Source organism: Planobispora rosea (genome assembly GCF_014648175.1).
Classification (GTDB): domain Bacteria; phylum Actinomycetota; class Actinomycetes; order Streptosporangiales; family Streptosporangiaceae; genus Planobispora; species Planobispora rosea.
On sequence record NZ_BMQP01000008.1, the window covers coordinates 78,351 to 102,029 of the forward strand.

A 23,679-nucleotide genomic window follows, 5' to 3' on the forward strand; every position below is an offset into this window, starting at 1 on the left:
GAGCGGAGGTTCAGACGGCGACGGTGCGCCGTGCGGTGACCGGGGCGGGCAATGGCAGTCCCCGCTCGGCCCACAGGTCGCGCATCCGGTCCGGATAGTCGGTGACGATCCCGGCCACCCCCAGGTCGAGCAGTTCCGCCGCCCGGCCGGTGTCGTTGACCGTCCACGGGACCACCGGCAGCCCGGCCCGCTCCGCCTGCCGGGCGAACCGTTCGTCCACCATCACGTGCTCGGGCGAGACCGTCGTGCCCCCGGCCGCCGCGGCGGCGGCCGGGACGTCGCCGTCGAAGTCCGCGAGGTCCAGGCCGTCCAGCCAGACGCCGTCCAGGGTGTCCAGCTCGATCAGGGCGTAGCGCTGCGCGGCGGGGGCCAGCTCCCGGGCGATCCGCAGGATGCGCCAGTCGAAGCTGAGGATCGCCGCGCCGCCGAGCCTGTGGTGCCGGTCGAGTTCCTCGACCACCATCTCGGTGAACTCGTGCGGATCGGCGGACAGGTCCGGGCGGGTGGGGTCGGACTTGAGCTCCACGTGCAGCCGCACGCCGTCGGCGCCGTAGGCGTCCACCAGGCCCAGTACGGCTCCCAGCGTCGGCATCCGGGTGTCCGGCACCGGCATCTGGGTCGCGGCGAAGCGGTCGCCGGGATGGAGCGGGAGCCGTACGCCGCAGTCGAGGGTGCGCAACTGCGCCAGGGTGAGCGAGCCGACCGGCCGGCCCACGTAGGGGAACAGGGGGTCGCCGTGGCAGGCCGGACGGGTGTCGGCGCTGGTCACCGCGGACACGGTGAGGTCGTGGGTGAGCACCAGGCGCCGGTCGGCCGTCACGGCGACGTCGAACTCCAACGCGTGGACGCCCAGTTCGAGGGCGTGGGCGAGACCGGGCAGGGTGTTCTCCGGCCGGAGCCCTCGGGCTCCCCGGTGACCATGAATCTCGGCAGGCACACGGGGACTTTACCGACAACAGACGCCGATTCCCCGCATGCGGCGCGCCGCATGCGGGGAATGTGATCCAGGAATCAGATCAGCGGGCGGAGCTGAAGGGTCTCGGTACGGCCGGGGCCGACGCCGATGGCGGAGATCGGGGCGCCGCTCATCTCCTCCAGGGCCTTGACGTAGGCCCGGGCGTTGGCGGGCAGGTCCTCGAAGGACTTGGCGCCGGAGATGTCCTCCTGCCAGCCGGGGAACTCCTCGTAGACCGGCGTGGCGTGGTGGAAGTCCGTCTGGGTCATCGGGATCTCGTCGTGGCGCACGCCGTCGACCTCGTAGGCGACGCAGACCGGGATCCTCTCCAGGCCGGACAGCACGTCCAGCTTGGTGAGGAAGAAGTCGGTGACGCCGTTGATCCGGGTGGCGTAGCGGGCGATGACCGCGTCGAACCAGCCGCAGCGGCGGTTGCGGCCGGTGGTCACGCCGTACTCGCCGCCGGTGGTGCGCAGCCACTCGCCCATCTCGTCGTCGAGCTCGGTGGGGAAGGGACCGGAGCCGACGCGTGTGGTGTACGCCTTGAGGATGCCGATCACGCGGGTGAGGCGGGTGGGCGGGATGCCCGCGCCGGTGCAGGCGCCGCCCGAGGTGGGCGAGGAGGAGGTGACGAACGGGTAGGTGCCGTGGTCGATGTCGAGCAGGTTGCCCTGCCCGCCCTCCAGCAGCACGACCTTCCCCTCGTCCAGCGCCCGGTTCAGGATCAGCGAGGTGTCGGCGATGTGCGGGCGCAGGCGCTCGGCGTAGCCGAGGTACTCCTCCAGGACCTGGGCCGGGTCGAGCCCGCGCCGGTTGTAGATCTTGGTGAGGATCTGGTTCTTCTCGTTGAGGGCGACCTCGATCTTCTTCTGCAGGATGCCCGGGTCGAGCAGGTCCTGGACCCGGATGCCCATGCGGTAGATCTTGTCGCCGTAGGCCGGGCCGATGCCCCGGCCCGTCGTGCCGATCCGGGCCTTGCCGAGGTAGCGTTCGCTGACCTTGTCGATGGCCTTGTGGTGCGGCATGATCAGGTGCGCGTTGGCGGAGATCAGCAACCGCTCGGAGGAGACCCCGCGGGCCTCCAGCCCCTCGATCTCGCTCAGCAGCACGCCGGGGTCGATGACGACGCCGTTGCCGATGACCGGGATGACGTTCGGCGAGAGCACCCCCGTCGGGAGCAGGTGCAGGGCGTACTTCTGGTCGCCGATGACGACCGTGTGGCCCGCGTTGTTGCCGCCCTGATATCTGACGACGTAGTCAACCTGGTCGCCGAGCAGGTCGGTGGCCTTACCCTTGCCCTCATCGCCCCACTGGGCGCCGAAGAGAACGACAGCCGGCATCGTTAGTCTCCCACTGCAAAACCGAAAACCCCTGGCGCAATCGCGACAGGGGCTCTTGCGTAGAGAGAATACCCGACGAGGTCGGGAAAGGAGATCTCCCGCCACAGGGCGGGAGATTCCTCCAGGCCACAGTGACTCTCCGCGGCCCTCCGGTCAGTTCCGCCGGCACCGGCCGGTCAGTTCCGCCGGTGCCCGCCGGTGTGCCGGCCCGTCAGCCGCCGAGCTCCGCCACGGCCTCCGGGCTGGAGTCCCGCAGGAACTGCATGCAGCGCTCCGCCTCGTCCTTCTCGCCGATCGCCTGGGCGGCACGGGCCAGGGCGAACAGGCAGCGCAGGAAGCCGCGGTTGGGCTCGTGGTCCCAGGGGATGGGGCCGTGGCCCTTCCACCCGGCCCGGCGCAGCTGGTCCAGCCCCCGGTGGTAGCCGGTGCGGGCGAACGCGTACGACGTCACGGCGTGCCCGCCGGCGAAGTACTCGTCCGCCAGGGCGGCCCACGCCGCGGAGTAGGAGGGGAAGCGCGCGGCGACGTCGGACGCCTTGTCACTCTGTTCCAGCGCCTCCCTGGCCTCCGGGGTGTCCGGCAGGTGGGTGGGCGGTGGTCCGGCGAGGAGGTTCTCGTGGGATTCCATGATGAAGTCCTATCTCGTGGCCCGCGCCGGGCCGTGACCGGCCCGGCCTCCTGGGAGGGACGGCAGGGGCGCCCGATGGGTCCGCGGCACGCGATCCACCGGGCGCACCCTGGATGACCTGGGGCTAGGCGAGCTTGGTGCCCGCGGACTTCAGGTGCCGGCACGCCTCCACGACGCGGGCCGCCATGGACGCCTCGGCGGCCTTGCCGTACGAGCGGGGGTCGTAGGCCTTCTTGTTGCCGACCTCGCCGTCCACCTTCAGCACGCCGTCGTAGTTGCTGAACATGTGGGCGGCGATCGGGCGGGTGAAGGCGTACTGGGTGTCGGTGTCGATGTTCATCTTGACCACGCCGTAGGAGATCGCCTCGTGGATCTCCTCGAGCAGCGAGCCGGAACCGCCGTGGAAGACCAGGTCGAACGGCTTCTCCTTGCCGTACTTGGCGCCGACGGCGTCCTGGATCTCCTTGAGCACGCTCGGGCGGAGCTTGACGTGGCCGGGCTTGTAGACGCCGTGCACGTTGCCGAAGGTCGCGGCGAGCATGTAGCGGCCCTTGTCGCCGACGCCCACGGCCTCGGCGGTCGCGAGGGCGTCCTCGGCGGTGGTGTAGAGCTTCTCGTTGATCTCACCGACGACGCCGTCCTCCTCGCCGCCGACGACGCCGATCTCCATCTCCATGACGATCCTGGCGCGCGCGCACTTCTCCAGGAGCTCCTTGGCGATCTCCAGGTTCTCCTCCAGCGGTACGGCGGAGCCGTCCCACATGTGCGACTGGAAGAGCGGGTCCTGCCCCCTGGCCACCCGCTCCAGCGAGATGTCGATCAGCGGGCGCATGAAGCCGTCCAGCTTGTCCTTGGGGCAGTGGTCGGTGTGCAGCGCGACCGTCACGGGGTACTTCGCCGCGACGATGCGGGCGTACTCCGCCAGCGCCGTCGCGCCGGTCACCATGTCCTTCACCGTGGAGCCGGAGAGGAACTCGGCGCCGCCGGTGGAGACCTGGATGATGCCGTCGCTCTCCGCCTCGGCGAAACCGCGCAGTGCGGCGTTCAAGGTCTGCGACGAGGTCACATTGATCGCCGGATAGGCGAAACCGCCTGCCTTGGCGCGGTCGAGCATCTCGGCGTAGACCTCTGGGGTGGCGATGGGCATCGTGTCATCTCCCTGGAGACATCGGCTGCGGATCGGCGGGCCCGGCGACGCGTGGCCCCCGGCCAGTATTCCTGGTTCCTACCCGCCCGGGTAGCTCCACCCCGGCCGATCTACCCGTCACCCACGTGGGTCAGCCCGTACGGCGGTGGGCTGAGGGGGCGGATCCGCCCCGGGCGGAGGACGCCGGGCACGGAATCGAGGGGCGGTATCGAGGGGCGGTCGTGAGATTTCTTCACCTACCGCTACCCTCCACCGTGTGGGACGCCACAGGTCTGATCCGATGGGTATCGCCCGCCTCGCGCTCGCCGCGCTGGGAGCGCTGGGGCTGATCGTGCTGATCGTGCTGGGGGTCATCTCGCTGACCGGCGGGTTCGGCCCGGCGCCCGAAGCGGGCTCCTCCCCACCGCCCGAGACCAAGCCCCTCTCCGCCTCCTCCGAGGCGCCCGCCTCCTCCGAGACGTCCTCGCAGGTCCCCACGGTGCTCGTCGAGTGCCTGCAGGAACGCTGTCCCACGGTCTTCCTGAAGGTCACGGGCGGGGACGTGCTGTTCAACAGGGAGATGACCCGGGGGGAACAGGCTCAGTCCTCCGACGACAAGGTGGACGTCGTGCTGACCGACGCCTCGGCCGTCCGCGTCCGTGTCAACGGCTCCGAGCGACCCGCGGGCAAGGCCGGGGAGCGGCAGGAGTTCACGGCCTCCCGCGAGTGACGGCCTCCCGCGAGTGACGGGCTCCCCGGCCTGACGGCCGGTTCTCAGGCCAGGCCGAGGTCCTCCAGGGTGTAGGCGGTCAAATACGGCAGACCGGTCTCGCCGATGGCGGCGGCGGCCCCGCGGTCCACGATCGTGGCCACCGCCACGACCTCCGCGCCCGCCTCGCGCAGCGCCTCCACCGCCGTCAGCGGGGACCCGCCGGTGGTGGAGGTGTCCTCCACCACCAGGACCCGGCGTCCGGCGACGTCCGGCCCCTCGACCCGGCGCTGCATGCCGTGCGCCTTCTGCGACTTGCGGACCACGAAGGCGTCGAGCACGCGGCCCCGTGCCGCCGCCGCGTGCAGCATGGCCGCCGCCACCGGGTCGGCGCCCAGGGTCAGCCCGCCCACCGCGTCGTAGCCGAGGTTCTCGGTGAGGTCCAGCATGACCCGGCCCACCAGCGGTGCCGCCGTCCCGTCAAGGGTGATCCGGCGCAGGTCGATGTAGAAGTCCGCTTCCTTGCCGGAGGACAGCACGACCTTGCCGTGTACCACCGCCTTGTTCTTGATCTCGGCCAGCAGGCTCTCACGATCGCTCATGCCGACAAGATTAGGGCCGCTCCGGCGGCGGGTCCGCGCCGCCCCGCGGCCGGTCGGCGAGGTAAAGGCCGCATCCCGGTTTAGCCCGGGTACGGAGTGCGGAATGAACCCGCGTGGCAACAGTGGGTAATGGTGAGGTCACAATGAGTATGGATGCGCTCCAGAGCGACGCCGGGTTGCTCGCCGCGATCCGCGGCGGGAACGCGGCGGCCTATGTCGGCCTCTACGAACGGCATGTGGCGGCGGCGCGGGCTCTGAGCAGGCAGCTCGTGCACACCCCCGCAGAGGTCGAGGACATCCTCGCGGAGACGTTCACCAGACTCCTCGACCTGATCAGGCGGGACGGCGGCCCCCGGGAGGCGTTCCGGCCCTACCTGCTCACCGCGCTGCGCCGTACGGCCTACGAGCGCGGACGAGGAGAGGACGGCCAGGGCGCCGGGACCGAGATCGAGCTCTTCGATCCCGGCGTTCCCTTCGTCGATCCCGCGCTGACCGGCCTGGAGCGCTCACTGGTCGCCCGGGCCTTCCTCTCGCTGTCCGAGCGGTGGCAGCTCGTCCTGTGGCACACGGAGGTGGAGCGGGCCGATCCCGCCGAGGTCGGGCTCCTCCTCGGCCTCCCGCAGGACGCCGTGCCGTCGTTCGCCTGCCAGGCGCTGGAAGGGCTGCGCCAGGCGTGCCTGCGCACCCATCTGGCCGGCACGCCCCACCAGGGGTGCCGCGCGGTGCTGGCGAAGATGGGCGCCTACGTCCGGGGCGGCCTGGCCAAGCGCGAGAGCCGCTCCGTCGACCGGCACGTGGAGGGCTGCGCCGACTGCCGTGTCGTGTTCATGGAGCTGAACGACGTCAGCCAGGGGTTGCGGGTGATCGTCGGCCCCCTCATCGCCGGCTCCACCCTGAGCGGGTACCTCACGGCGCTGGGCCGGACCGACCGCGGCGGCGGTCTGCTCGGCAGCGTGATCGGGTGGGGGCGGGAGCCCGGCAGATGGCGGCAGATCGGCGCGGCCACCGGCGCCGCCGTCGCTCTCACCCTGGCCGTGGCGCTGATAGTGATGACCATGGGCGATCCGGTGCTGTTCGGCTCGGCCCACACGTCCACCCCGATACCCGCGCCGATCGTCGCGCAGCCCGGTCCGGACGGCCCGCCGCCGTCGGAGGGCTCGCCGCCGGGCGATCCGGGGCCCCCGGGGCAGGAGACGCCGGAGCCCGGCAGGTCCACGGTCGTGGTGCCGCCGTTCGGCCGGCGGGCGGAACCCGCGCCCCGGCCGGAGGCGGGCCCCGCCCCCGCGGCACGCCTGGTCGCCCGGATCGACGCGCTCGGCGCGCTGGTCAGGTCCGAGCAGGGCATGGTCGCCGTACGGCTGCGCAACGCCGGTACGAGCCAGAGCGGGAAGCTCGTGGCACGTGTCGTCCTTCCGGACGGGGTGACGCTGCTCCCGCGGGTGCGACGGAACCGGACGATCTCCGCTGTCGGTCCCGTCGCGCTGACCGCTCCCGTGGTGGTGACGGCCTCGGTCGGCATGGGCGCGGTGACCGGGCGGGCCGGGACGGTCCTGGGATCCGCCGACGCGGGACCCGCCGAAACGAGATCCGCTGACGCGGGGCTCACCAGGGCGAGACCCGCCCTCCCGGGGAGCGCCGGTTCGTCCGGCGGACCCGTCGGCACGGTCGACGGCTGGTCCTGCCGTCCGGTGGCCGCGGGCGCCCGCTGCACCCGCGGCCCGCTGGCGGCGGGCCGGTCCACCGCGATCTTTCTCCGGGTGACGGTCTCACCGGAGGCGCCCGAGGGCGGGGCGCTCTCGGTCCGGATCACCGGCGGGGAAGCGAAGGCGACGGCCGTCTCGGCGAGCGGGGTACGGGCCACCGGGGCGCCGGCCCGCTTCGCCACCGACGGCCGGGTGACCACCGCCGCGATCGGCAACACTCTCCTGTCCCGGGCGCCCACCGGTTCGGCGCGCGTCATCGGAGGCGCGGCGCAGACGCCCGCCGATCGGCGGTGCGGGAACGACCGCGGACATGACCACGGGAATGACCGGGGGAATGACCGGGGGAAGGTTCGCGGGGAGAGGGAGTCCGCCGAGGGGACACCCGGTGGCGTGATCCGGAGCAGCGCGGTTCGGAGCAGCGGGATCCAGAGCGGTGAGACCGGGAGCGGCGGCTCGGGACCGGAGAAGAGACCCAGGGAGAGGCCGGAGGAGATGCGCTCCGTGGACCTGGACCGGGACCCGTCGACGGGGAGTTCGAGCGCGGCACGGCTGGTGCTGCCCAAACGCAGCCGGGTCGTCTGGGCCGGGCTCTACTGGTCGGCGAGCGCGCCGGCCGCCGGGCCGGTCAAGTTCAAGGCCCCCGGGGACGAGCACTACACCCGGGTGCGGGCCGTGCGGACGGCGGAGCGGAGGCTGCCGACCGGCCGGGCGTACCAGGCGTTCGCCGACGTGACCCGGCTGGTGCACCGGCTCAGGGGACGCTACTGGGTGGCCGACGTCCCGGTGCGGAACGGGGCCGCCCGGTACGCCGGGTGGAGCCTCGTGGTCATCGCCGCCGATCCGCGGCGGCCGTACAGCCAGGCGGTCGTCGTCGACACCGTCGCCGCGGTCGGCCCCGCGACACCGGCGCAGGTCCCGCTGGGCGGGCTGACGCCCGCCGCGCCCGCCCGGGTCAGCCTGGTGGCCTGGGGCGGCGAGGCCGGGCTGAAGGGGGACCGTGTGACGATGGAACGCGGTGGCGCGCTCCGCCCGGAGGGCGGGAGCCGGGACCCGGGCAACGTCTTCGACGGCTCCTCCACGGGGGCACTGGGCACCCGCTCGACCCCCGGTGTGGACGTCGACGGCTTCCGCGTCCCACTGGGCCGCGCGCCGGTCATCAGGGTGAGCACCCGCCGCGACGCCGTACTGTTCGGAGTGGCAATGGTGCAGGTGCAGGCCCGTTTGTAATGAACGGTTCCAAGAACGGGACAAACTGGTACGGTCTGCGTGAACGCTCCGGCGGATGGTCGAGTGATGGTGGAATCGTCGGGATTCGCCTTCGGACGATCAATGGCTTGATTACCCTGAGGACGGGCTGCCTGCCCGGTCTCTCAGGGCCTTGTCGAGCTTGTCTGAGCCGTAGGGTCGGGCCGCGTAGAAAGGGCGGTGTCGCGTGGATCGCTGCGCGCTGTTCGTGGACGCTGGCTACCTCCTGGCGGACGGCGCGATGGCCGTGCACGGAACCCGTCGCCGAGAGGCGGTCTCCTGGGACTACCCGGGCCTGATCCAGCTCCTCACCGACCTGTCGAGGGAGCGCACGGGGCTGCCGCTGCTGCGCTGCTACTGGTACGAGGCGACCGTCGAGGGCCGCCACACCCCCGAGCACGACACCCTGGCCGACATCCCCGGTCTCAAACTCCGCCTGTCCCGCATCCGCCCGGGCCGCCGCGAGGGTGTGGACGCCCAGGTCCACCGTGATCTGCTGACGCTCGCCCGCAACAACGCGATCTGCGACGCCGTGGTGGTCAGCGGGGACGAGGACCTGGCCCAGGTCGTCTGCGACGCCCAGGACCTCGGCATCAGGATCACCCTGGTGCACGTCGCCGCCGACGGCGGCTGGGCCATCTCCCGCTCGCTCCGCCAGGAGTGCGACGACCTGATCGAGATGAGCGGCGGTCATCTGCGGCCGTACGTCACCCTGAACACCGGTGTCACCGAGCTCCCGGCGCTGAGCAACGGCTCCGCGCCGAACAACGGCCACCAGGCCGTCGCCGGTCCCGCCGCGCTGGGCACCCCCGCCCCGCTCGGCAACGGCCTCCCGTCGGGCAGCTCCACGCCGGCCAACGGCATCACCCCGGCCGCCGGCCCCGCGTCACCGGCCCAGCCGTCCAGAGCGAGCGCCTCCCCGCCCGCGCTGCCCGCCTACCCCGGCTACGCCCAGGAACGTCCGGCCACCTCGTCCGCCCCGGCGGCTCCGGCCCCCCCGCCCCTGTCCTCGTCCACCCCGTCTTCGTCCGCCGCGGCCCCGGCATCCTCCTCGGCGTCCTCCTCACCGGTCCCGCCGGCCTCGCCCGCCGGGCACAGCAACCCGACCGGCCCGATTCCGGCCGCCTCGCCGTACTCCTCCGGCTCCTCCGGGCAGTACGCCTCGGGCGGCACCGGCGGCATGTCGAGCTACCAGGCCGCCGGCCCCTACACGGGCCCGCAGCCCGCCGCCGGCTCCTACACCGGCCCCCAGGCGGCGCCCGTCCCGGCCCAGGGCGCCGCCACGAGCGGCGCGACCACGCTGGCGGACGCGGTGAAGGCCGCGCACACCGAGGGCCACGACTTCGGCGAGTCCGTGGCCAAGGACGCCCCGGCCCTGTGGCTGGAGGCGGTCCTGGCCCGCAAACCCCGCATGCCCTCCGACCTTGAGGCCCGCCTCCTGCAGGGCTCCTCCCTGCCGATCGACTTCCTCCTCCACGACGAGGTCCGCCACGCCCTGCGCCGGGGTTTCTGGGACGCCCTCGAACAGGCCCGCCGCTGACCGTGCGCCGATACGGCGCCGTTCAGGGCCCGGCGCCGTAGGGAGTCGCCGGGCGTCTGCGGGAACAGCCGGTTACGCCGTACCCGAGGGCGCGGACGTCCGCCGAGCGGAGAAGAACGCGACGGCGCCGTCGCGGTCGACGCCGACGTCGTCGAATCCGGCCGCGGAGAGCCAGGACGACAGATCCCCGGCCGTCCCCACGGTCCCGAACGCCCCGCTCATCCGGAACAGCGAGATGAAGGCATCCTGCCGCAGGCCGCCTCCGCGCACGATCGAGGTTCCCCGCAGCCGCCCGCCCGGCCGCAGGACGCGGGCCATCTCCGCCAGGGCCGCCGCCGGATCGGGGAAGCAGTGCAGGCCGAAGTAGGTGAGGCACAGATCGAAGGCGCCCGCGGGGTGCGGCAGCGTGGTCACGTCCCCCCGCAGGAAGACGATGTCCCGCTTCCCGTGTCGCGCCGCGTTGGCCCGTGCCCGCCCCACCATCACCGGAGACAGGTCGAGCGCCACGTAACGGTAGGGGCCTTCCTTGGGCAGTCCGCGGAAGGCGATGCCTCCACCGCAGGGGACGTCGAGCACATTCCCGCCGTCCGCGAGCGTCCGCAGCTCCTCGATGCCACGGTAGAAGCGCTTCAGGTTCGCGCCCCACAGCAGCCTGCCGCCGATGGTGCCGATCCGCTCGTGCTCGACCCCGACGTCGTACACCACGGGGACCAGCCCGGCACGCCGCCAATCAGTCATACCCCAACTTCTCCTGCACGGCAGCCCTCGTCAACGACCGCCCATCCCGCGCGGCCCCGGGAACCGGCTCCGGGAGACCACTCGTGGAAGCCGCTCCGGCTCGCCGTACCGGCGTCGATCGCGTCGCGGGCGCACCCCGCGCCGTACGGAAGCCTCAGGTGAGGGCGTCGAAGCCGGCGCGGAGGTGGTTGAGGCGGTCGGCGAGGTCGGAGAGGGGGCCGGTGAGGGTCAGGTCGTTCGACTTGCGGGCCAGCTCGCGGACGCGGGCGAGCTCGCTCTCGACGGCGGTGAGGCGGCGGGAGAGCTCGGGGAGCACGGAGCCCTGCTCGCCGGCCTGGCCCGGCGGAAGCTCGGCGGTCAGGCGCTCGCGGAGCATGCCCGCCTGCTCGGCCAGGCGGCGGTTCATGTTGTACAACTCGACGAAGACCGAGACCTTGGCCCGCAGCACCCACGGGTCGAAGGGCTTGGTGAGGTAGTCGACCGCGCCGGCCGCGTAACTGCGGAAGGCGTAGTCGGGCGCGCTGTCGACCACCGTCAGGAAGATGATCGGAATGTTCCGGGTGCGTTCGCGGCGTTTGATGTGCGATGCCGTCTCGAACCCGTCCATGCCCGGCATCCGCACGTCCAGCAGGATCAGTGCGAACTCGGTGCTGAGCAGGGCCTTCAGCGCCTCCTCCCCGGACCGGGCGCGGACGGGGACGAGGTCGAGGGAGCTGAGGATGGCCTCAAGGGCGATCAGGTTCTCCTCGCGGTCGTCGACCAGGAGAATCTTGGCTCTGTCGGGCATCGATCACGCCCCTTCGCGTGTGTCACTGGTCGCCCGGCCACGGCTGAGCCAGCCGCGCAGCCGCTCCAGCAGGCGGTCGACGTCGACGGGCTTGGGCACGTAGTCGGAGGCGCCGGATGCGATGCTCTTCTCCCGGTCGCCCTGCATGACCTTAGCGGTAAGCGCGATGATCGGCAGATCGGCGAACTGCGGCATCCGGCGGATCGCGGAGGTGGTCGCCCAGCCGTCCATCTCCGGCATCATGATGTCCATCAGGACGAGGGCGACGTCCTCGTTCCGCTCCAGCTGCTCGATGCCCTCCCGGCCGTTCTCGGCGAAGACCACCGTGGCGCCGTGCCGCTCCAGCACGCTGGTCAGCGCGAAGACGTTGCGGATGTCGTCGTCCACGATCAGGATCTTGGCGCTGTTGAGCGGGTCCTCACCCGTCCACGCCTGGCCGTCGTGCTCGGGGAAGTGCGGCAGCGGCATGGGCATGACCTCGGGCAGCGGGATCTCCGGAAGCTCGGAGCCCTCCTCGAGGACCTTGGCGGACGCGGCCGGGGTGCGCGGGACGGCGTCGGCGATCGGGGGGACCGCCCCGCCGTCGCGGGCGGCCAGCGGGCCTCCGTAGGCCGTCGGCAGGTACAGGGTGAAGGTGCTCCCCTGTCCCACGGCGCTGACCACGTGGATCTCGCCGCCGAGCAGGCGGGCGATCTCGCGGCAGATGGACAGGCCCAGGCCGGTCCCGCCGTACTTGCGGCTGGTGGTCCCGTCGGCCTGCCGGAACGCCTCGAAGATGACCTCCAGTTTGTCGGCCGCGATGCCGATACCGGTGTCCACCACCTCGAAGGCCAGGATGCCCTCGGCGTCGCGCAGGGTCTCGTCCACGAAGGAGATGCCGGGCTGGGCGCAGAGCACGCGGAGCCGTACCTCGCCCTTGGGCGTGAACTTGATCGCGTTGGAGAGCAGGTTGCGCAGCACCTGCTGGAGGCGCTGCTCGTCGGTGCGGAGGTCCGTCGGGACCGACGGGTCCACCTCCACCGTGAACGACAGGCCCTTGTCCTGGGCGAGCGGGGTGAACGTGGTCTCGCAGTAGTCGACGAGCTTGGACAGGGGGATCTGCTGGGGGTGGATGTCCATCCGCCCGGCCTCGACCTTGGACAGGTCGAGGATGTCGTTGATCAGCTGGAGCAGCGCGGAACCGGCGCCGTGGATGGTCCGGGCGAACTCCACCTGCTGGGGCGTGAGGTTGCCCTCGGCGTTCTCGGTCAGCAGCTTGGCCAGGACGAGCAGGCTGTTGAGCGGGGTGCGCAGCTCGTGCGACATGTTGGCGACGAACTCGGACTTGTAGCGGGAGGAGACGACCAGCTGCTCGGCGCGCTCCTCCAGCGTGCGGCGGGCCTGCTCGATCTGGAAGTTCTGGATCTCGATGGCCCGGTTCTGCTTGGCCAGCAGCGCTGCCTTGTCCTCCAACTCGGCGTTGGAGCGGCGCAGCTCCTCCTGCTGGCGCTGGAGCTCGTCGGAGCGTTCCCGGAGCTCGGTGGTGAGGCGCTGGGACTCGGTGAGCAGGTCCTCGGTCCGGGAGTTGGCGATGATCGTGTTCATCGTGACGCCGATGGTCTCGACGAGCTGGTTCAGGAAGTCGTGGTGGACCTCGCTGAACTCCTCGAACGAGGCCAGCTCCAGCACGCCGAGCACCTGGTTCTCGAAGAGGACCGGGAGGACGACGATCTGCGCGGGGACCGAGGTGCTGAGACCGGTGTCCACCGTGAGGTACTGGGCGGGGACCTTCGGCAGCAGGATCCGCTTACCCTCGAACGCGGCCTGGCCGACGATCCCCTGGCCGACGACGAAGCGCTTGCGGGGACTGGTGGCCGCGGTGGTGCCGTATCCGGCGATGAGGTGCAGGTCGTGGTTTCCGGTGGGGTCGGCCAGGTAGAACGCGCCGTAGTGGGCGGAGACCAGCGGGGTCAGCTCGCTCATGATGAGCCGGGCGACCTCCATCAGGTCGCGGTGGCCCTGCATGAGCCGGGAGATCCGGGCCAGGTTGGACTTGAGCCAGTCCTGCTCCTGGTTGGCGGTCGTCGTGTCGCGCAGCACGGACACCATCATGTTGATGTTGTCCTTGAGCTCGCCGATCTCGCCTTCGGCGTCGACGCTGATCGATCGGGTCAGGTCGCCCTGGGCGACGGCGGTGGTGACCTCGGCGATCGCGCGGACCTGGGTGGTCAGGCGGCCGGCGAGCTCGTTCACGCTCTCGGTGAGGCGCTTCCAGATGCCCTCGGCGCCCTCCACCCGCGCCTGGCCGCCGAGCTTGCCCTCGGAGCCGACCTCGCGGGCCACCCGGGTGACCTCGGCGGCGAAGCTGGACAGCTGGTCGACCATCGTGTTGATGGTGGTCTTGAGGGCGAGGATCTCGCCCTGCGCGTTGACGTCGATCTTCCGGGTCAGGTTGCCCTTCGCCACGGCCGTGGTGACCTCGGCGATGTTGCGGACCTGGGTGGTCAGGTTGTTGGCCATGACGTTGACGTTGTCGGTGAGGTCCTTCCAGACGCCCGACACTCCCCGCACGCGGGCCTGGCCGCCGAGCTGGCCCTCGGTGCCGACCTCGCGGGCCACCCGGGTGACCTCGTCGGCGAACAGCGACAGCTGGTCCACCATCGTGTTGAGGGTGTCCTTGAGCTGGAGGATCTCGCCCTGGGCGTCGGCGGTGATCTTCTTGGAGAGATTGCCCTGGGCGACGGCGGTGGAGACCGCCGCGATCTGGCGGACCTGGGTGGTCAGGTTGTTCGCCATGAAGTTGACGTTGTCGGTGAGGTCCTTCCAGACCCCGGAGACGCCGCGGACCTGGGCCTGGCCGCCGAGCTGGCCCTCGGTGCCGACCTCGCGGGCCACCCGGCTCACCTCGGCGGCGAAGCTGGACAGCTGGTCGACCATCGTGTTGATGGTGGTCTTGAGGGCGAGGATCTCGCCCTGCGCGTCCACGTCGATCTTGCGGGTCAGGTCGCCGTTGGCGACGGCGGTGGTGACCTCGGCGATGTTGCGGACCTGGTAGGTCAGGTTGTTGGCCATGAAGTTGACGTTGTCGGTGAGGTCCTTCCAGACGCCCGACACTCCCCGCACGCGGGCCTGGCCGCCGAGCTGGCCCTCGGTGCCGACCTCGCGGGCCACCCGGGTGACCTCGTCGGCGAACATCGACAGCTGGTCCACCATCGTGTTGAGGGTGTCCTTGAGCTGGAGGATCTCGCCCTGGGCGTCGGCGGTGATCTTCTTTGACAGGTCGCCCTGGGCGACGGCGGTGGAGACCGCCGCGATGGCACGGACCTGGGTGGTCAGGTTGCCCGCCATGACGTTGACGTTGTCGGTGAGGTCCTTCCAGACGCCGGAGACGCCGCGGACCTGGGCCTGGCCGCCGAGCTGGCCCTCGGTGCCGACCTCGCGGGCCACGCGGGTGACCTCCTCGGCGAAGGCGGACAACTGGTCCACCATCGTGTTCACGGTGTTCTTCAACTCGAACATCTCGCCGACCGCGTCGACCGTGACCTTACGGCTCAGGTCGCCCTTCGCCACCGCGGTGGTGACCAGCGCGATGTCGCGGACCTGGGCCGAGACGCGGCTCGACATGGTGTTCACGGCCTCGGTGAGGTCGCGCCAGCTGCCGGACATGCCCCGCACGTTGGCCCGGCCGCCGAGACGCCCCTCGGTGCCGACCTCCCGCGCCACCCGCGTCACCTCGGAGGTGAACAGGGAGAGCTGGTCCACCATGCCGTTGACGGCCTTGCCCAGGCGGCGCACCTCGCCGCGGGAGCTGCGGTCGAGGTCGATCCGGCGGGACAGGTCGCCCTTGGCCACGGCGTCGATCACGTCCGCGGCCCCGCTGACCGGCCCGACCAGGGCGTCGATCAGGGAATTGACCGAGTCGACGCTCTCCGCCCAGGAGCCCACCCCGGGACCGGGGGAGAGGCGCTCGCCGAAGCGGCCCTCCTTGACGACCTCGCGGCGGACCCGGTGGAGCTCGTTGGCCAGGTGCTCGCGGCGGTCGGCGACCTCGTTGAGGAGGAGGCGGATCTCGCTCAGGATTCCAGGAGGAGCGTGGGGGACCCGACGCCGGAAGTCGCCGTCCCTCCAAGTGATCAAGGTTTGGAGGAGGGGTTGCAGGTCGGACTCCGTGTAGCGACGTTCCTCGATGTCGGCGGGCATCGCGTCGGCCATGGTCATTAGACCTCCTTGACTCCCGAGGGGGGCATCCGCGGGCTGTACCAGTCTGTCACGGTGCGCGACCCACAGACCCTGCCATTGGTTTACCCCACGTCAGTGGGAAGTGTGGTAATCACGGAACAGTGACCAGTGTTCCTCGCGCCGTCCTGGCGGCGACCTTCGCGCCGGGAGAGACAGCCGTGCCCGCGGCCAGGCGGTTCACCAGGGAGGTGATGACCGCCTGGGCCGCCGTTTCCGTGCGCGCCGACGCCGAGAAACTGGCCGGTGAGCTCGCCGCCCAGGTGGTCGACGGGCCGTTCGAGGTCGTCTGGAACCACATGGGCGACGGCGTCCAGGTGGAGGTGCGGCAGAAGGGCGCCGGGGAGGCGGGCGCCGCCGGCCCCCGCGCGCCGGTGGAGGAGTGGGGCGTCACCTTCTCGGGGCAACACCGTACGCACTGGGCCCGGCTGCCGCTGCCCGGCTCCGCCGGGCAGGTGACCACCGAGTGGACCGAGGAGGAACCGGGCCGGGGTCCGATCGGCTGGCTCCGGTTCCTGGCCGACGCCAGCGACCTGCTCGCGGGCACGCTCAACCCGGACATGGTGCCCGCGATCATCGCGCAGATCGCGGTGCCCCGGCTGGCGGCCTGGTGCGCGGTCTACACGTGGACCGACGGCGGCGGGCCGCAGCGCCCCCCTTACCTGTGGCACACCGACGAGTCCCGCATCGACGGGCTGCGCGAGGAGCTCGCCACGATCCGGATCCCGGACACGGGCGGCTCGATGCAGCTCGGGGACTCGCACGTGCTCGTCGTCCCGCTGCTGGCGCGCGGGCGCGGGCTGGGCGTGATGTGCCTGGGCCGCTCCGACCGCTTCGCCGAGGACGTGATCCAGTACGCCGGGGACATCAGCCGCCGGGCCGCGCTCGCCCTGGACAACGCCCTGCTCTACGCCCAGCAGGCGGAGGCCAACCAGGCGCTGCAGCGCAGCCTGCTCCCGCCCGACGAACCCGGTGAGATCCCGGGACTGGACTCCGCCGTGGTCTACGAGCCCGCGGGCGAGAACAACGAGGTCGGCGGCGACTTCTACGACCTGTTCGCGGCCGGGGACGGCAGCTGGCGGTTCGCGGTCGGCGACGTCTGCGGGACCGGCCCGGTCGCCGCCGCGGTCACCGGCCTGGCCCGCCACACGTTGCGCCTGCTCGCCAGGGAGGGGTACGGCGTGGCCGCGGTGCTGGGCCGCCTCAACCAGGCGATCCTGGAGGAGGGCGAGCGGGCCAGGTTCCTCACCCTGCTCCACGGGGAGATCACGCCCGTGCCCACGGGCCTGGAGCTGCGGCTGGTCTCGGCCGGGCACCCGGAGGCGCTGCGGCTGAAGCCCGACGGCGTGGTGGAGCCGGTCGTGACGTCCCAGTCGCTGCTGGGCGTCTTCCCCGAGGTGACCTTCGAGGCGGACCTGGTCCACCTCGACCACGGTGACGTGCTCCTGGCGGTGACCGACGGGGTGACCGAGCGGCGCCGGGGCGGCAGGCTCCTCGACGACGACGGGGGGCTGGCGAAGCTGCTGGCCGAGTGCGCGGGCCTGTCGGCGGGGGCGGTCGCCGCGCGGATCCGCCGCGCCGTACAGGATTTCGCGCCCGAGCCGAGCGCGGACGACATGGCGATCGTGGTGCTGCGCGCCCGCTGACGCCCCGGAGGGGGCGACCGGCAGGACCGGCAGGACCGGGAGGGTCAGTCGACCGGCTTCACGTGTTTGCGGACGAAGTCCAGCTGGGCCGCCATCTGGGCGATGCGCTCGGAGACGACCAGCGAGCCGTGGCCCGCGTCGTACCGGTAGATCTCGTACGGGTGCCCCCGCTCGGCGAGCCGGGACACGTAGAACTCGACCTGCCGCATCGGGCAGCGCGGGTCGTTCTCCCCGGCCAGGATCAGCACCGGCGCCTCGACCCGGTCCACGTAGGCGATGGGCGAGCAGGCCGCGTAGCGCTCCGGCTGCTCGGCGGGCGAGCCGCCGAGCAGGGCGCGGTGGTAGGCGCGCAGCGACTCCGGCTCGTCCTCGTAGGTCGCCACGTGGTCGGCGATGGGGACCGTCGCCAGGCCCGCGGCCCACACCCCGGGCTGCGTCCCCAGGCCCAGCAGCGTGAGGTAGCCGCCCCAGGAGGAACCGGCCAGGACCAGCCGGTCCGGGTCGGCCAGGCCGCGCGCGACCATCGCCTCGCGGACGGCGGTCACGTCGGCCAGCTCGATGTGGCCGACGTCGCCGGACAGGGCGTCGCGCCAGGCGGAGCCGTACCCGGTCGAACCCCGGTAGTTGACCCGCACGACCGCGAAGCCGTGGTCCACCCAGGCGGCCACCTGCGGAACGAAGGAGTCGTCGTCCTGCGAGGCCGGCCCGCCGTGCAGGAGGAAGATCGTCGGGTACGGCCCGGCGCCGCGCTCGGGCCGCGAGACCAGGGCGTGGATGCGCCCGCCCGGCCCGTCGACGTCCACGTCCTCGACCGGGACGGAGGGCGGCGCGGGCAGCCCGGAGTGGTTCATCACCACCTGGCCGCTGGTCGACCGCACGACCGGCGGGTGGGAGCCGCTGGACCAGGAGTACTCCACCGAGCCGTCGGGGCGGGGCGCGGCGGCCTCGATCACCCCGTGCTTGGTCTCGATCGCGGTGAGCACGCCTCCGGCCAGGTCGTAGCGGTGGAGGTGGGTGCGGCCGCGGTGGGCGCGGACGATGAGCAGGGAGCGGCCGTCGTCGTACCAGTCCGCGGTGATGTCACCGGGGTCGGGCAGCCAGATCTCCCGCTGGTCGCCGGTGACGGGGTCCCAGACCAGGGGCTCGCGGCGGCCCCGGCGCTCGTGCAGCGCGAGCAGCCGCCGGTCCCCCGGGACGGGGGAGAAGCGCAGGCCGGCGACGCCCTTGCCGGGGCCGTCGTACAGCTCGCCGACCGTCTCGCCGCACTGCCGTACCACCTTCAGGGAGGGGTGCCGGGCGTCGCCGTGCTCGCTGTGGTTGATCGCGATCAGCGAGCCGTCGGGGGAGACGGCGGCCACGGAGGCGGCCTCCACGTGCTCGTAGATCACTTTCCCGGGAGAGCCGGGCCGTACGATGTGGACGGTGAAGCCCTTGCCGGGCCGCGCCGTGCCGATGATCGCGTCACCCGCCGCGGACAGGGCGATCCCGGCGGGGTGGCCGGGGTCGAGGTCGACGGGCTCGTCCGGGCCACCGGTGAAGGGCTGGCGCATCCAGGTGCCCCACTCGTCGCCGTCGGTGTCGGCGAACCACCAGATCCACTGGCCGGTGGGGTCGATCGTGCCGTGCGAGGTGCCCTTGGGACGCGCGGTCACCTGACGGACGACGCCTTCCGAACGGTCCCAGGCGTAGACCTCCCAGGCACCGGAGGCGTTACCGCGGTACACCGCGCGAGCGGGGGCCTGCCGCGCCCACACGGGCAGCGTCACGCGCGGCGCCCGGAACCTGGCCTGCCAGCGTTCCTCCGCCTTCATTCAGCGGTCCCTCCATCAAGGCCATCAAGGCATTGGATGCACACATGCGGGCGCTTCCTGCCAGATCGCCGTCCAGTATGTCGCTTCCCTCACTTGTTCGCTGTGGAATAACGGAATTTCGGGCTAAATGTCACTTCAGTAACATGCGTCCCGAAGTGACGTGTCAAGTTATCCTCTTGATCATTGGCATGCTCTAAAGGTAGACATGCGAAAAGACGCGATCACTTCGCTTATTTCGGGGAGTTCGGCGATTTTTCGTCGTATGGCCGCCGGGTCGACATGCCAGGCACTCGGCCCCATCCCCACGACGGCCTCGACCGCACCGTGATCCAGGCGCATCGGGAACTCGTGCGCGCTCCGCGCGGTCTCGGTGAAGTGACCGCTCAAGCTCTCGGCCACCCGGCGCTCCTTCGACTCGTCCACCGACAGCAGGCCCAGCCGCTCCACCAGGGGCTCCAGGTGTCGTGGTGTGGGCGTCACGACCACGAGCGCGCCGTCGCGCCGCAGCACGCGCGCGAACTCTGCCCCGTTGCGCGGGGCGAAAACATTCAGCAGGACATCGGCCGCACCGCCGCGCACCGGCAGCGGTCGCCACACATCGGCCACCACCGCCCCCAGCCGGGCGTGCGCCCGCGCGGCCCGCCGGATCGCGTGCTTGGAGATGTCCAGGGCGATCCCGGTGGCGTACGGCAGGCGGTCGAGCACCCGGGCCAGGTAGTAGCCGGTCCCGGCCCCGGCGTCCAGGATCATCTTCCCCGCCCGGGTCCCGGCGCCGCCCGTGCCCTCGGTTCGCAGGGCCGTACGGCAGGCGTCGGCGACCGCGTCCGCGAGCGGGGCGAAGTGGCCCGCCCCGAGGAAGTCGTCCCGGGCGGCCACCATGGCCGTGCTGTCGGCCGTCCCCGGGACCTGCGAGCCGGTCAGGAGGCTGACGTAACCCTGCTTCGCGAGGTCGAACGCGTGCCCCAGGGGGCAGCGGAGCGCCCGGTCACCGAGGGCCATCCCGTCTCCGCAGACCGGGCAGATGAGGTGTTCGACGACGTCAGCCAGCATGACCCCATCATCCCGCCTCGCGGCGGCGTGATCGGACTGTCGCCTCGCATCCCTACGATGCTCGCCGTACAGCGAGCCGATCACGGCCGGTCCCGGAGAGAAGGAGCCCGCCATGCCCGGAGATTCCCCGGCCGCCCCCGCGGGGAGGGCGTCGCGGTCCCGGGAACGGTTCCGGCCCCGGAGGGCGGCATGGTTCCAGTGGGCCGCGGCCTCCGTCCTGGCGCTGTTCCCCCTGATCCCGCCGTGGGTGTTGGAGCAGGTGTTCTCAAGCCTGGACCGTTACGATCGCTACCCCCGCCGGTACGAGGACTTCCTGGAACTGGACATGTGCGCCGGCAGCCAGGCCCTCGAAGATCATGGCTGGGTCGTCGGGGTCCTCTACGAGGTGCCGGTCTTCTGGTTCGGCGCGCTGCCGTTCGTGGTGGTGTCCTTCGCGGCGTGGCTGGCCGGGAACCGGCTGGGGCGGCCGGGGATCGGCCGGGTCGTCACGCGGATCTCCGTGGCCCTGGTCGGGCTGGTCTTCCTCTTCCCCCTCCCGGCGATATGGCTGGACACGATGACGGGCCCCCACTGCCGCCAGGCACTGGGCGGATCCTCCGTCATCGCCCTGACCTTCACCACCTACCTGATCACAGGCGTCTGCCTGGTGCTCATGCTGCGCGCCGTACGGCCGCCGCACGCCCGCCGCTCCGGCGCGGCCCGGGTGGCGCTGTGCCTGTCCCTGGTCCCCCCGATGCTCCTACTGCCCGTCTCGGACGCCGCCACCGGCAGGATCTCCGGGAGCGAGGTGTGCTCGACCGCCGAGGGGTTCCCGATAGACGGCCTGGGTGAGCTGGAGGGGGAGGCCCGGTTCCTCTGCGCGGTGCGCGGCGGTCCGTGGGGGCAAGGATCGATCCGCGCGTTCGAGGACATGCCCGACGAGCAGGTGCTCGCCTACGGCCGCCACCTCTGCGCCGCTGCGGTGCGGGCCGGCGGGGACGCGAACGAGCGGGAACCGTACGAGGAGGTGGGGCTGGAGCACAGCACGGACCTGGCCGAGGGGCTCAGGGCGATCTGCCCGCAGGTGGTCGCGGTGGAGAAGGCCGAGGCCGAGCGGGAGCGCCTGGCCGAGGAGCGCAAACAGGCGGCGCTCGAAGCCAAGTGCGCGGCATATCCTCCGCACCGTCCGAGCATCCGGCCGGTGCGGCGGGCGGCGGGCGCCGTGCACACCGACTACAACGCCCTCGTGGCGCTTGAGGACGAGGACTTCGAGATGATCGAGGCCAGTCCGCTCCTGGTCAAGGGACTGGTCGGGGCCGAGCCCGGGATTGTGCAGGTGACGGTCGCCAACGAGTTCGCGACCGTGTGCGTCACGGCCGAGGCCTACGATCGCAGGCCCCCGCTGGAGCGGCGCGGCTGGGACACGGTACGGGAGATCCCCTACCGGAGCACCCGCGGGAACCTGGCGTTCGTCGACTTCTACGGTGGCAGGAGGCTCGTCAACCTCACTGTCGCGGGCAAGGGCGGGTATCGGGTCCGGGTCCACGTACGTGGCAGCGAGGAGGCGTGGAAGAACGGGGAGGACGCCGTCGAGCAGTTCCTTATCATGGTTTATCCAGGTAATCGGCGATAAGTGGGGCGCAAGTCGCTTTCAAGGGGCTACTGGTACACATAGGGCTCATGAGGAAGAGAACTGTCATCGGTAGTGGGTTGCTGGCGCTCGTGCTCGCCGGAGGGCTGACCGGGACGGCGCAGGCCGCCGCCGGGGACCGCGTGCACCACTGGGGCCCCGTCCAGTCCAAGAGCGGCCACGGCGGCTACGCCAAGGCCGACGTGTGGCTGAGCGACTTCGACTCCGAGCGGTTCGTCGTCTCCGGCAAGCTGTACGACCGCGACCGCCACTCCGGTCACTGCGCCTACCTGCGGGCGCGGTTCCACTACAAGAGCGGCGGCACCGGCTGGTCGCAGGTCCGCTACACCTGCTCCTCGAAGGGCGCGAACTTCAAGTTGTCCTCGGACGGCGAGGTCGACCGGGTGGACGTGCGGGTCTGCCTGGTCAGCTACCGGACCAACGGGATCTTCCGGTGCTACACCGACCCCATCAAGGCATCCACCGTCGCCAACTGGCCCCAGTGACCCGGTCCCGCCGGTGACGGGTAACCGGATCGCCGTCTCGCGTCCCTGGAGTCGCCCGTTGTGACGCGACGATCTCGGCGGCTCCGGTCGTCTGCCTGATGGTGCTCGCGCTCCGCTCCAGGCGGCCGGTCAGGTGGTCTGGCGGACCTGCTGGAGGAACGCGGCGTTGGAGGGGGTTTCGCCGAGGCGGTCGAGGAGGAGCTCCAGGGCCTGCTGCCGGTCCAGGCCGCTGAGGGTACGGCGCAGGCGCCAGGTGAGCCGGCGCTCGTCGGGATCGAGCAGGATCTCCTCGCGCCGGGTTCCGGAGGCGTCCAGGTCCACGGCCGGGTAGATCCGCTTGTCGGCGATATCGCGGCGGAGGCGCAGCTCCATGTTGCCGGTGCCCTTGAACTCCTCGAAGAGGTTGTCGTCCATCCGGGATCCGGTCTCGACGAGGGCGGTGGCGAGGATGGTCAGCGAACCACCGTCACGGAGGTTGCGGGCGGCGCCGAAGAAGCGGCGCGGCGGCAGGAGGGCGGCGGCGTCGAGGCCTCCGGCGAGGGTACGGCCCCCGCCCGGGGCGAGGTTGTTGTAGGCGCGGGCCAGGCGGGTCAGCGAGTCCAGCAGCACGACGACGTCGTGGCCGCTCTCGGCCAGGCGCTTGGCGCGCTCGATCGCCAGCTCGGCGACCGCCGTGTGGTCGCGGTCCGGGCGGTCGAAGGTGGAGGCGGCGACCTCGCCCCGGACCGACTCGCGCATCTCGGTGACCTCCTCGGGCCGCTCGCCGACGAGCACGACCATGAGGTGGACGTCCGGGTGGTTGCCGGAGATCGCCGCGGCCAGCTCCCGCAGGACGAGGGTCTTGCCCGCTTTGGGCGGGGCGACGATCAGGCCGCGCTGCCCCCTGCCGATCGGGGCGAACAGGTCGACGACCCGGGCGGTGAGCGAGTCGGTCTCCAGGCGGAGCCGTTCGCTGGGGTGGACCGGTGTCATGTCCGCGAAGTGCGGACGGGGGCCGCCGGGCGCGGCGCCGTTGACGGCGCGCACCTCGACCAGCCTGTCGTACGGCCTGCGCGCGGTGGCGACGACGTGGTCGCCGGGGCGCAGGCCGTACTGCCTGACCTGGGCGAGCGGGACCTTCACGTCGGCGCGGCCGGGGAGGTGGCCACCGGTTCTGAGGTGGGCGGCCTTGTCACGGACGTCGAGGAGGCCCGAGGCGACCTCGACGAGCGCGGGATCGGAGTCGGGGCCGGAGCCGGGGGACTGGGCGGGAACGGAAACGGCGGTGGAGACGGGATCGGGGGACGGGGACGAGGCGTCGCTCCTACGGCGGCGCGGGGGTTTCCTGGTGATGGTCTCTACGGTCATGGGCGACCTCTCAGATGGAACGGACGTACGGAACGTCCTGGGGAACGTACGGAACGTCCTGGGAACCCGCGCCGGTCGCGCGGGAGGAGAACGAGTGCCGCGCGGGATGCGCGGGAGGAGAA

Annotated in this window: 17 protein-coding genes; 6 read left to right on the forward strand and 11 right to left on the reverse strand. The window is 71.7% G+C overall.

What is annotated here, in order from left to right:
* Positions 1-10: 10 nt before the first annotated feature.
* From IEZ08_RS10230 to fbaA, 4 genes are all read right to left on the reverse strand, one after another.
* Positions 11-937 carry a glycerophosphodiester phosphodiesterase family protein gene (locus IEZ08_RS10230; RefSeq protein ID WP_068920636.1) on the reverse strand — a complete coding sequence of 309 codons (927 nt, stop codon included), beginning with the start codon at positions 935-937 and terminating at the stop codon, positions 11-13.
* Positions 938-1,011: 74 nt separating this feature from the next.
* Positions 1,012-2,295 carry an adenylosuccinate synthase gene (locus tag IEZ08_RS10235; protein WP_068920637.1) on the reverse strand — a complete coding sequence of 428 codons (1,284 nt, stop codon included), beginning with the start codon at positions 2,293-2,295 and terminating at the stop codon, positions 1,012-1,014.
* Positions 2,296-2,506: 211 nt separating this feature from the next.
* Positions 2,507-2,923 carry a DUF3151 domain-containing protein gene (locus tag IEZ08_RS10240; RefSeq protein ID WP_068920638.1) on the reverse strand — a complete coding sequence of 139 codons (417 nt, stop codon included), beginning with the start codon at positions 2,921-2,923 and terminating at the stop codon, positions 2,507-2,509.
* 124 nt (positions 2,924-3,047) lie between these two features.
* Entirely contained in the window at positions 3,048-4,070 is a 1,023-nt protein-coding gene (gene fbaA, locus IEZ08_RS10245; protein ID WP_068920639.1) for a class II fructose-bisphosphate aldolase, read from the reverse strand.
* A 280-nt stretch (positions 4,071-4,350) separates the two neighbouring features.
* Here fbaA and IEZ08_RS10250 point away from each other — a divergent pair, with 280 nt between their 5' ends.
* Positions 4,351-4,779: a hypothetical protein gene (locus IEZ08_RS10250; RefSeq protein WP_189242053.1), complete on the forward strand. Its 429-nt coding sequence runs from the start codon at positions 4,351-4,353 to the stop codon at positions 4,777-4,779.
* A 44-nt stretch (positions 4,780-4,823) separates the two neighbouring features.
* Here IEZ08_RS10250 and pyrE read toward each other — a convergent pair whose 3' ends face one another.
* On the reverse strand, positions 4,824-5,360 hold the full coding sequence (pyrE, locus tag IEZ08_RS10255) for an orotate phosphoribosyltransferase (protein ID WP_068920641.1): 537 nt from the start codon (positions 5,358-5,360) through the stop codon (positions 4,824-4,826).
* 149 nt (positions 5,361-5,509) lie between these two features.
* Here pyrE and IEZ08_RS10260 point away from each other — a divergent pair, with 149 nt between their 5' ends.
* Positions 5,510-8,290: a sigma-70 family RNA polymerase sigma factor gene (locus IEZ08_RS10260; protein WP_189242054.1), complete on the forward strand. Its 2,781-nt coding sequence runs from the start codon at positions 5,510-5,512 to the stop codon at positions 8,288-8,290.
* A 205-nt stretch (positions 8,291-8,495) separates the two neighbouring features.
* Positions 8,496-9,848, forward strand: a complete 1,353-nt coding sequence (locus IEZ08_RS10265) for an NYN domain-containing protein (protein WP_068920643.1) — start codon at positions 8,496-8,498, stop codon at positions 9,846-9,848.
* A 72-nt stretch (positions 9,849-9,920) separates the two neighbouring features.
* On the opposite strand, the gene IEZ08_RS10270 is transcribed toward IEZ08_RS10265, so the two are convergent.
* The 3 genes from IEZ08_RS10270 to IEZ08_RS10280 form a co-directional block, all read right to left on the reverse strand.
* Entirely contained in the window at positions 9,921-10,586 is a 666-nt protein-coding gene (locus IEZ08_RS10270; protein WP_068920644.1) for a class I SAM-dependent methyltransferase, read from the reverse strand.
* Positions 10,587-10,740: 154 nt separating this feature from the next.
* Positions 10,741-11,373: a response regulator gene (locus IEZ08_RS10275; protein ID WP_068920645.1), complete on the reverse strand. Its 633-nt coding sequence runs from the start codon at positions 11,371-11,373 to the stop codon at positions 10,741-10,743.
* A gap of 3 nt (positions 11,374-11,376) precedes the next feature.
* Complete coding sequence (locus IEZ08_RS10280) at positions 11,377-15,570, reverse strand: HAMP domain-containing protein (protein WP_189242055.1); 4,194 nt, start codon at positions 15,568-15,570, stop codon at positions 11,377-11,379.
* Between the two features lie 122 nt (positions 15,571-15,692).
* Here IEZ08_RS10280 and IEZ08_RS10285 point away from each other — a divergent pair, with 122 nt between their 5' ends.
* Positions 15,693-17,234 carry a PP2C family protein-serine/threonine phosphatase gene (locus IEZ08_RS10285; protein ID WP_229803025.1) on the forward strand — a complete coding sequence of 514 codons (1,542 nt, stop codon included), beginning with the start codon at positions 15,693-15,695 and terminating at the stop codon, positions 17,232-17,234.
* Between the two features lie 44 nt (positions 17,235-17,278).
* On the opposite strand, the gene IEZ08_RS10290 is transcribed toward IEZ08_RS10285, so the two are convergent.
* Together IEZ08_RS10290 and IEZ08_RS10295 are read right to left on the reverse strand one after the other, a co-directional pair.
* Positions 17,279-19,045, reverse strand: a complete 1,767-nt coding sequence (locus IEZ08_RS10290; RefSeq protein ID WP_068920647.1) for a S9 family peptidase — start codon at positions 19,043-19,045, stop codon at positions 17,279-17,281.
* A gap of 180 nt (positions 19,046-19,225) precedes the next feature.
* Complete coding sequence (locus IEZ08_RS10295) at positions 19,226-20,095, reverse strand: putative RNA methyltransferase (RefSeq protein WP_068920648.1); 870 nt, start codon at positions 20,093-20,095, stop codon at positions 19,226-19,228.
* Positions 20,096-20,207: 112 nt separating this feature from the next.
* Between IEZ08_RS10295 and IEZ08_RS10300 the strand changes: the two genes are divergently transcribed.
* Positions 20,208-21,707, forward strand: a complete 1,500-nt coding sequence (locus IEZ08_RS10300) for a hypothetical protein (protein ID WP_189242056.1) — start codon at positions 20,208-20,210, stop codon at positions 21,705-21,707.
* 47 nt (positions 21,708-21,754) lie between these two features.
* The gene (locus tag IEZ08_RS10305; protein WP_141703493.1) at positions 21,755-22,210 is read left to right on the forward strand and encodes a hypothetical protein; all 456 of its coding nucleotides are present in this window, start codon (positions 21,755-21,757) and stop codon (positions 22,208-22,210) included.
* 129 nt (positions 22,211-22,339) lie between these two features.
* Here the strand turns inward: IEZ08_RS10305 and rho are convergent, their stop codons facing one another.
* Entirely contained in the window at positions 22,340-23,557 is a 1,218-nt protein-coding gene (gene rho, locus IEZ08_RS10310; RefSeq protein ID WP_084779469.1) for a transcription termination factor Rho, read from the reverse strand.
* Positions 23,558-23,679 lie beyond the last annotated feature (122 nt).

What these genes read in the sequence shown, in the direction of transcription:
- IEZ08_RS10270 (WP_068920644.1), bottom strand. Translation starts at nt 10,586, where the DNA reads ATGACTGATTGGCGGCGTGCCGGGCTGGTCCCCGTGGTGTACGACGTC.
- IEZ08_RS10295 (WP_068920648.1), bottom strand. Translation starts at nt 20,095, where the DNA reads ATGCTGGCTGACGTCGTCGAACACCTCATCTGCCCGGTCTGCGGAGAC.
- IEZ08_RS10290 (WP_068920647.1), bottom strand. Translation starts at nt 19,045, where the DNA reads ATGAAGGCGGAGGAACGCTGGCAGGCCAGGTTCCGGGCGCCGCGCGTG.
- IEZ08_RS10275 (WP_068920645.1), bottom strand. Translation starts at nt 11,373, where the DNA reads ATGCCCGACAGAGCCAAGATTCTCCTGGTCGACGACCGCGAGGAGAAC.
- rho (WP_084779469.1), bottom strand. Translation starts at nt 23,557, where the DNA reads ATGACCGTAGAGACCATCACCAGGAAACCCCCGCGCCGCCGTAGGAGC.
- IEZ08_RS10260 (WP_189242054.1), top strand. Translation starts at nt 5,510, where the DNA reads ATGGATGCGCTCCAGAGCGACGCCGGGTTGCTCGCCGCGATCCGCGGC.
- IEZ08_RS10280 (WP_189242055.1), bottom strand. Translation starts at nt 15,570, where the DNA reads ATGACCATGGCCGACGCGATGCCCGCCGACATCGAGGAACGTCGCTAC.
- IEZ08_RS10240 (WP_068920638.1), bottom strand. Translation starts at nt 2,923, where the DNA reads ATGGAATCCCACGAGAACCTCCTCGCCGGACCACCGCCCACCCACCTG.
- pyrE (WP_068920641.1), bottom strand. Translation starts at nt 5,360, where the DNA reads ATGAGCGATCGTGAGAGCCTGCTGGCCGAGATCAAGAACAAGGCGGTG.
- IEZ08_RS10300 (WP_189242056.1), top strand. Translation starts at nt 20,208, where the DNA reads ATGCCCGGAGATTCCCCGGCCGCCCCCGCGGGGAGGGCGTCGCGGTCC.
- IEZ08_RS10305 (WP_141703493.1), top strand. Translation starts at nt 21,755, where the DNA reads ATGAGGAAGAGAACTGTCATCGGTAGTGGGTTGCTGGCGCTCGTGCTC.
- fbaA (WP_068920639.1), bottom strand. Translation starts at nt 4,070, where the DNA reads ATGCCCATCGCCACCCCAGAGGTCTACGCCGAGATGCTCGACCGCGCC.
- IEZ08_RS10235 (WP_068920637.1), bottom strand. Translation starts at nt 2,295, where the DNA reads ATGCCGGCTGTCGTTCTCTTCGGCGCCCAGTGGGGCGATGAGGGCAAG.
- IEZ08_RS10250 (WP_189242053.1), top strand. Translation starts at nt 4,351, where the DNA reads ATGGGTATCGCCCGCCTCGCGCTCGCCGCGCTGGGAGCGCTGGGGCTG.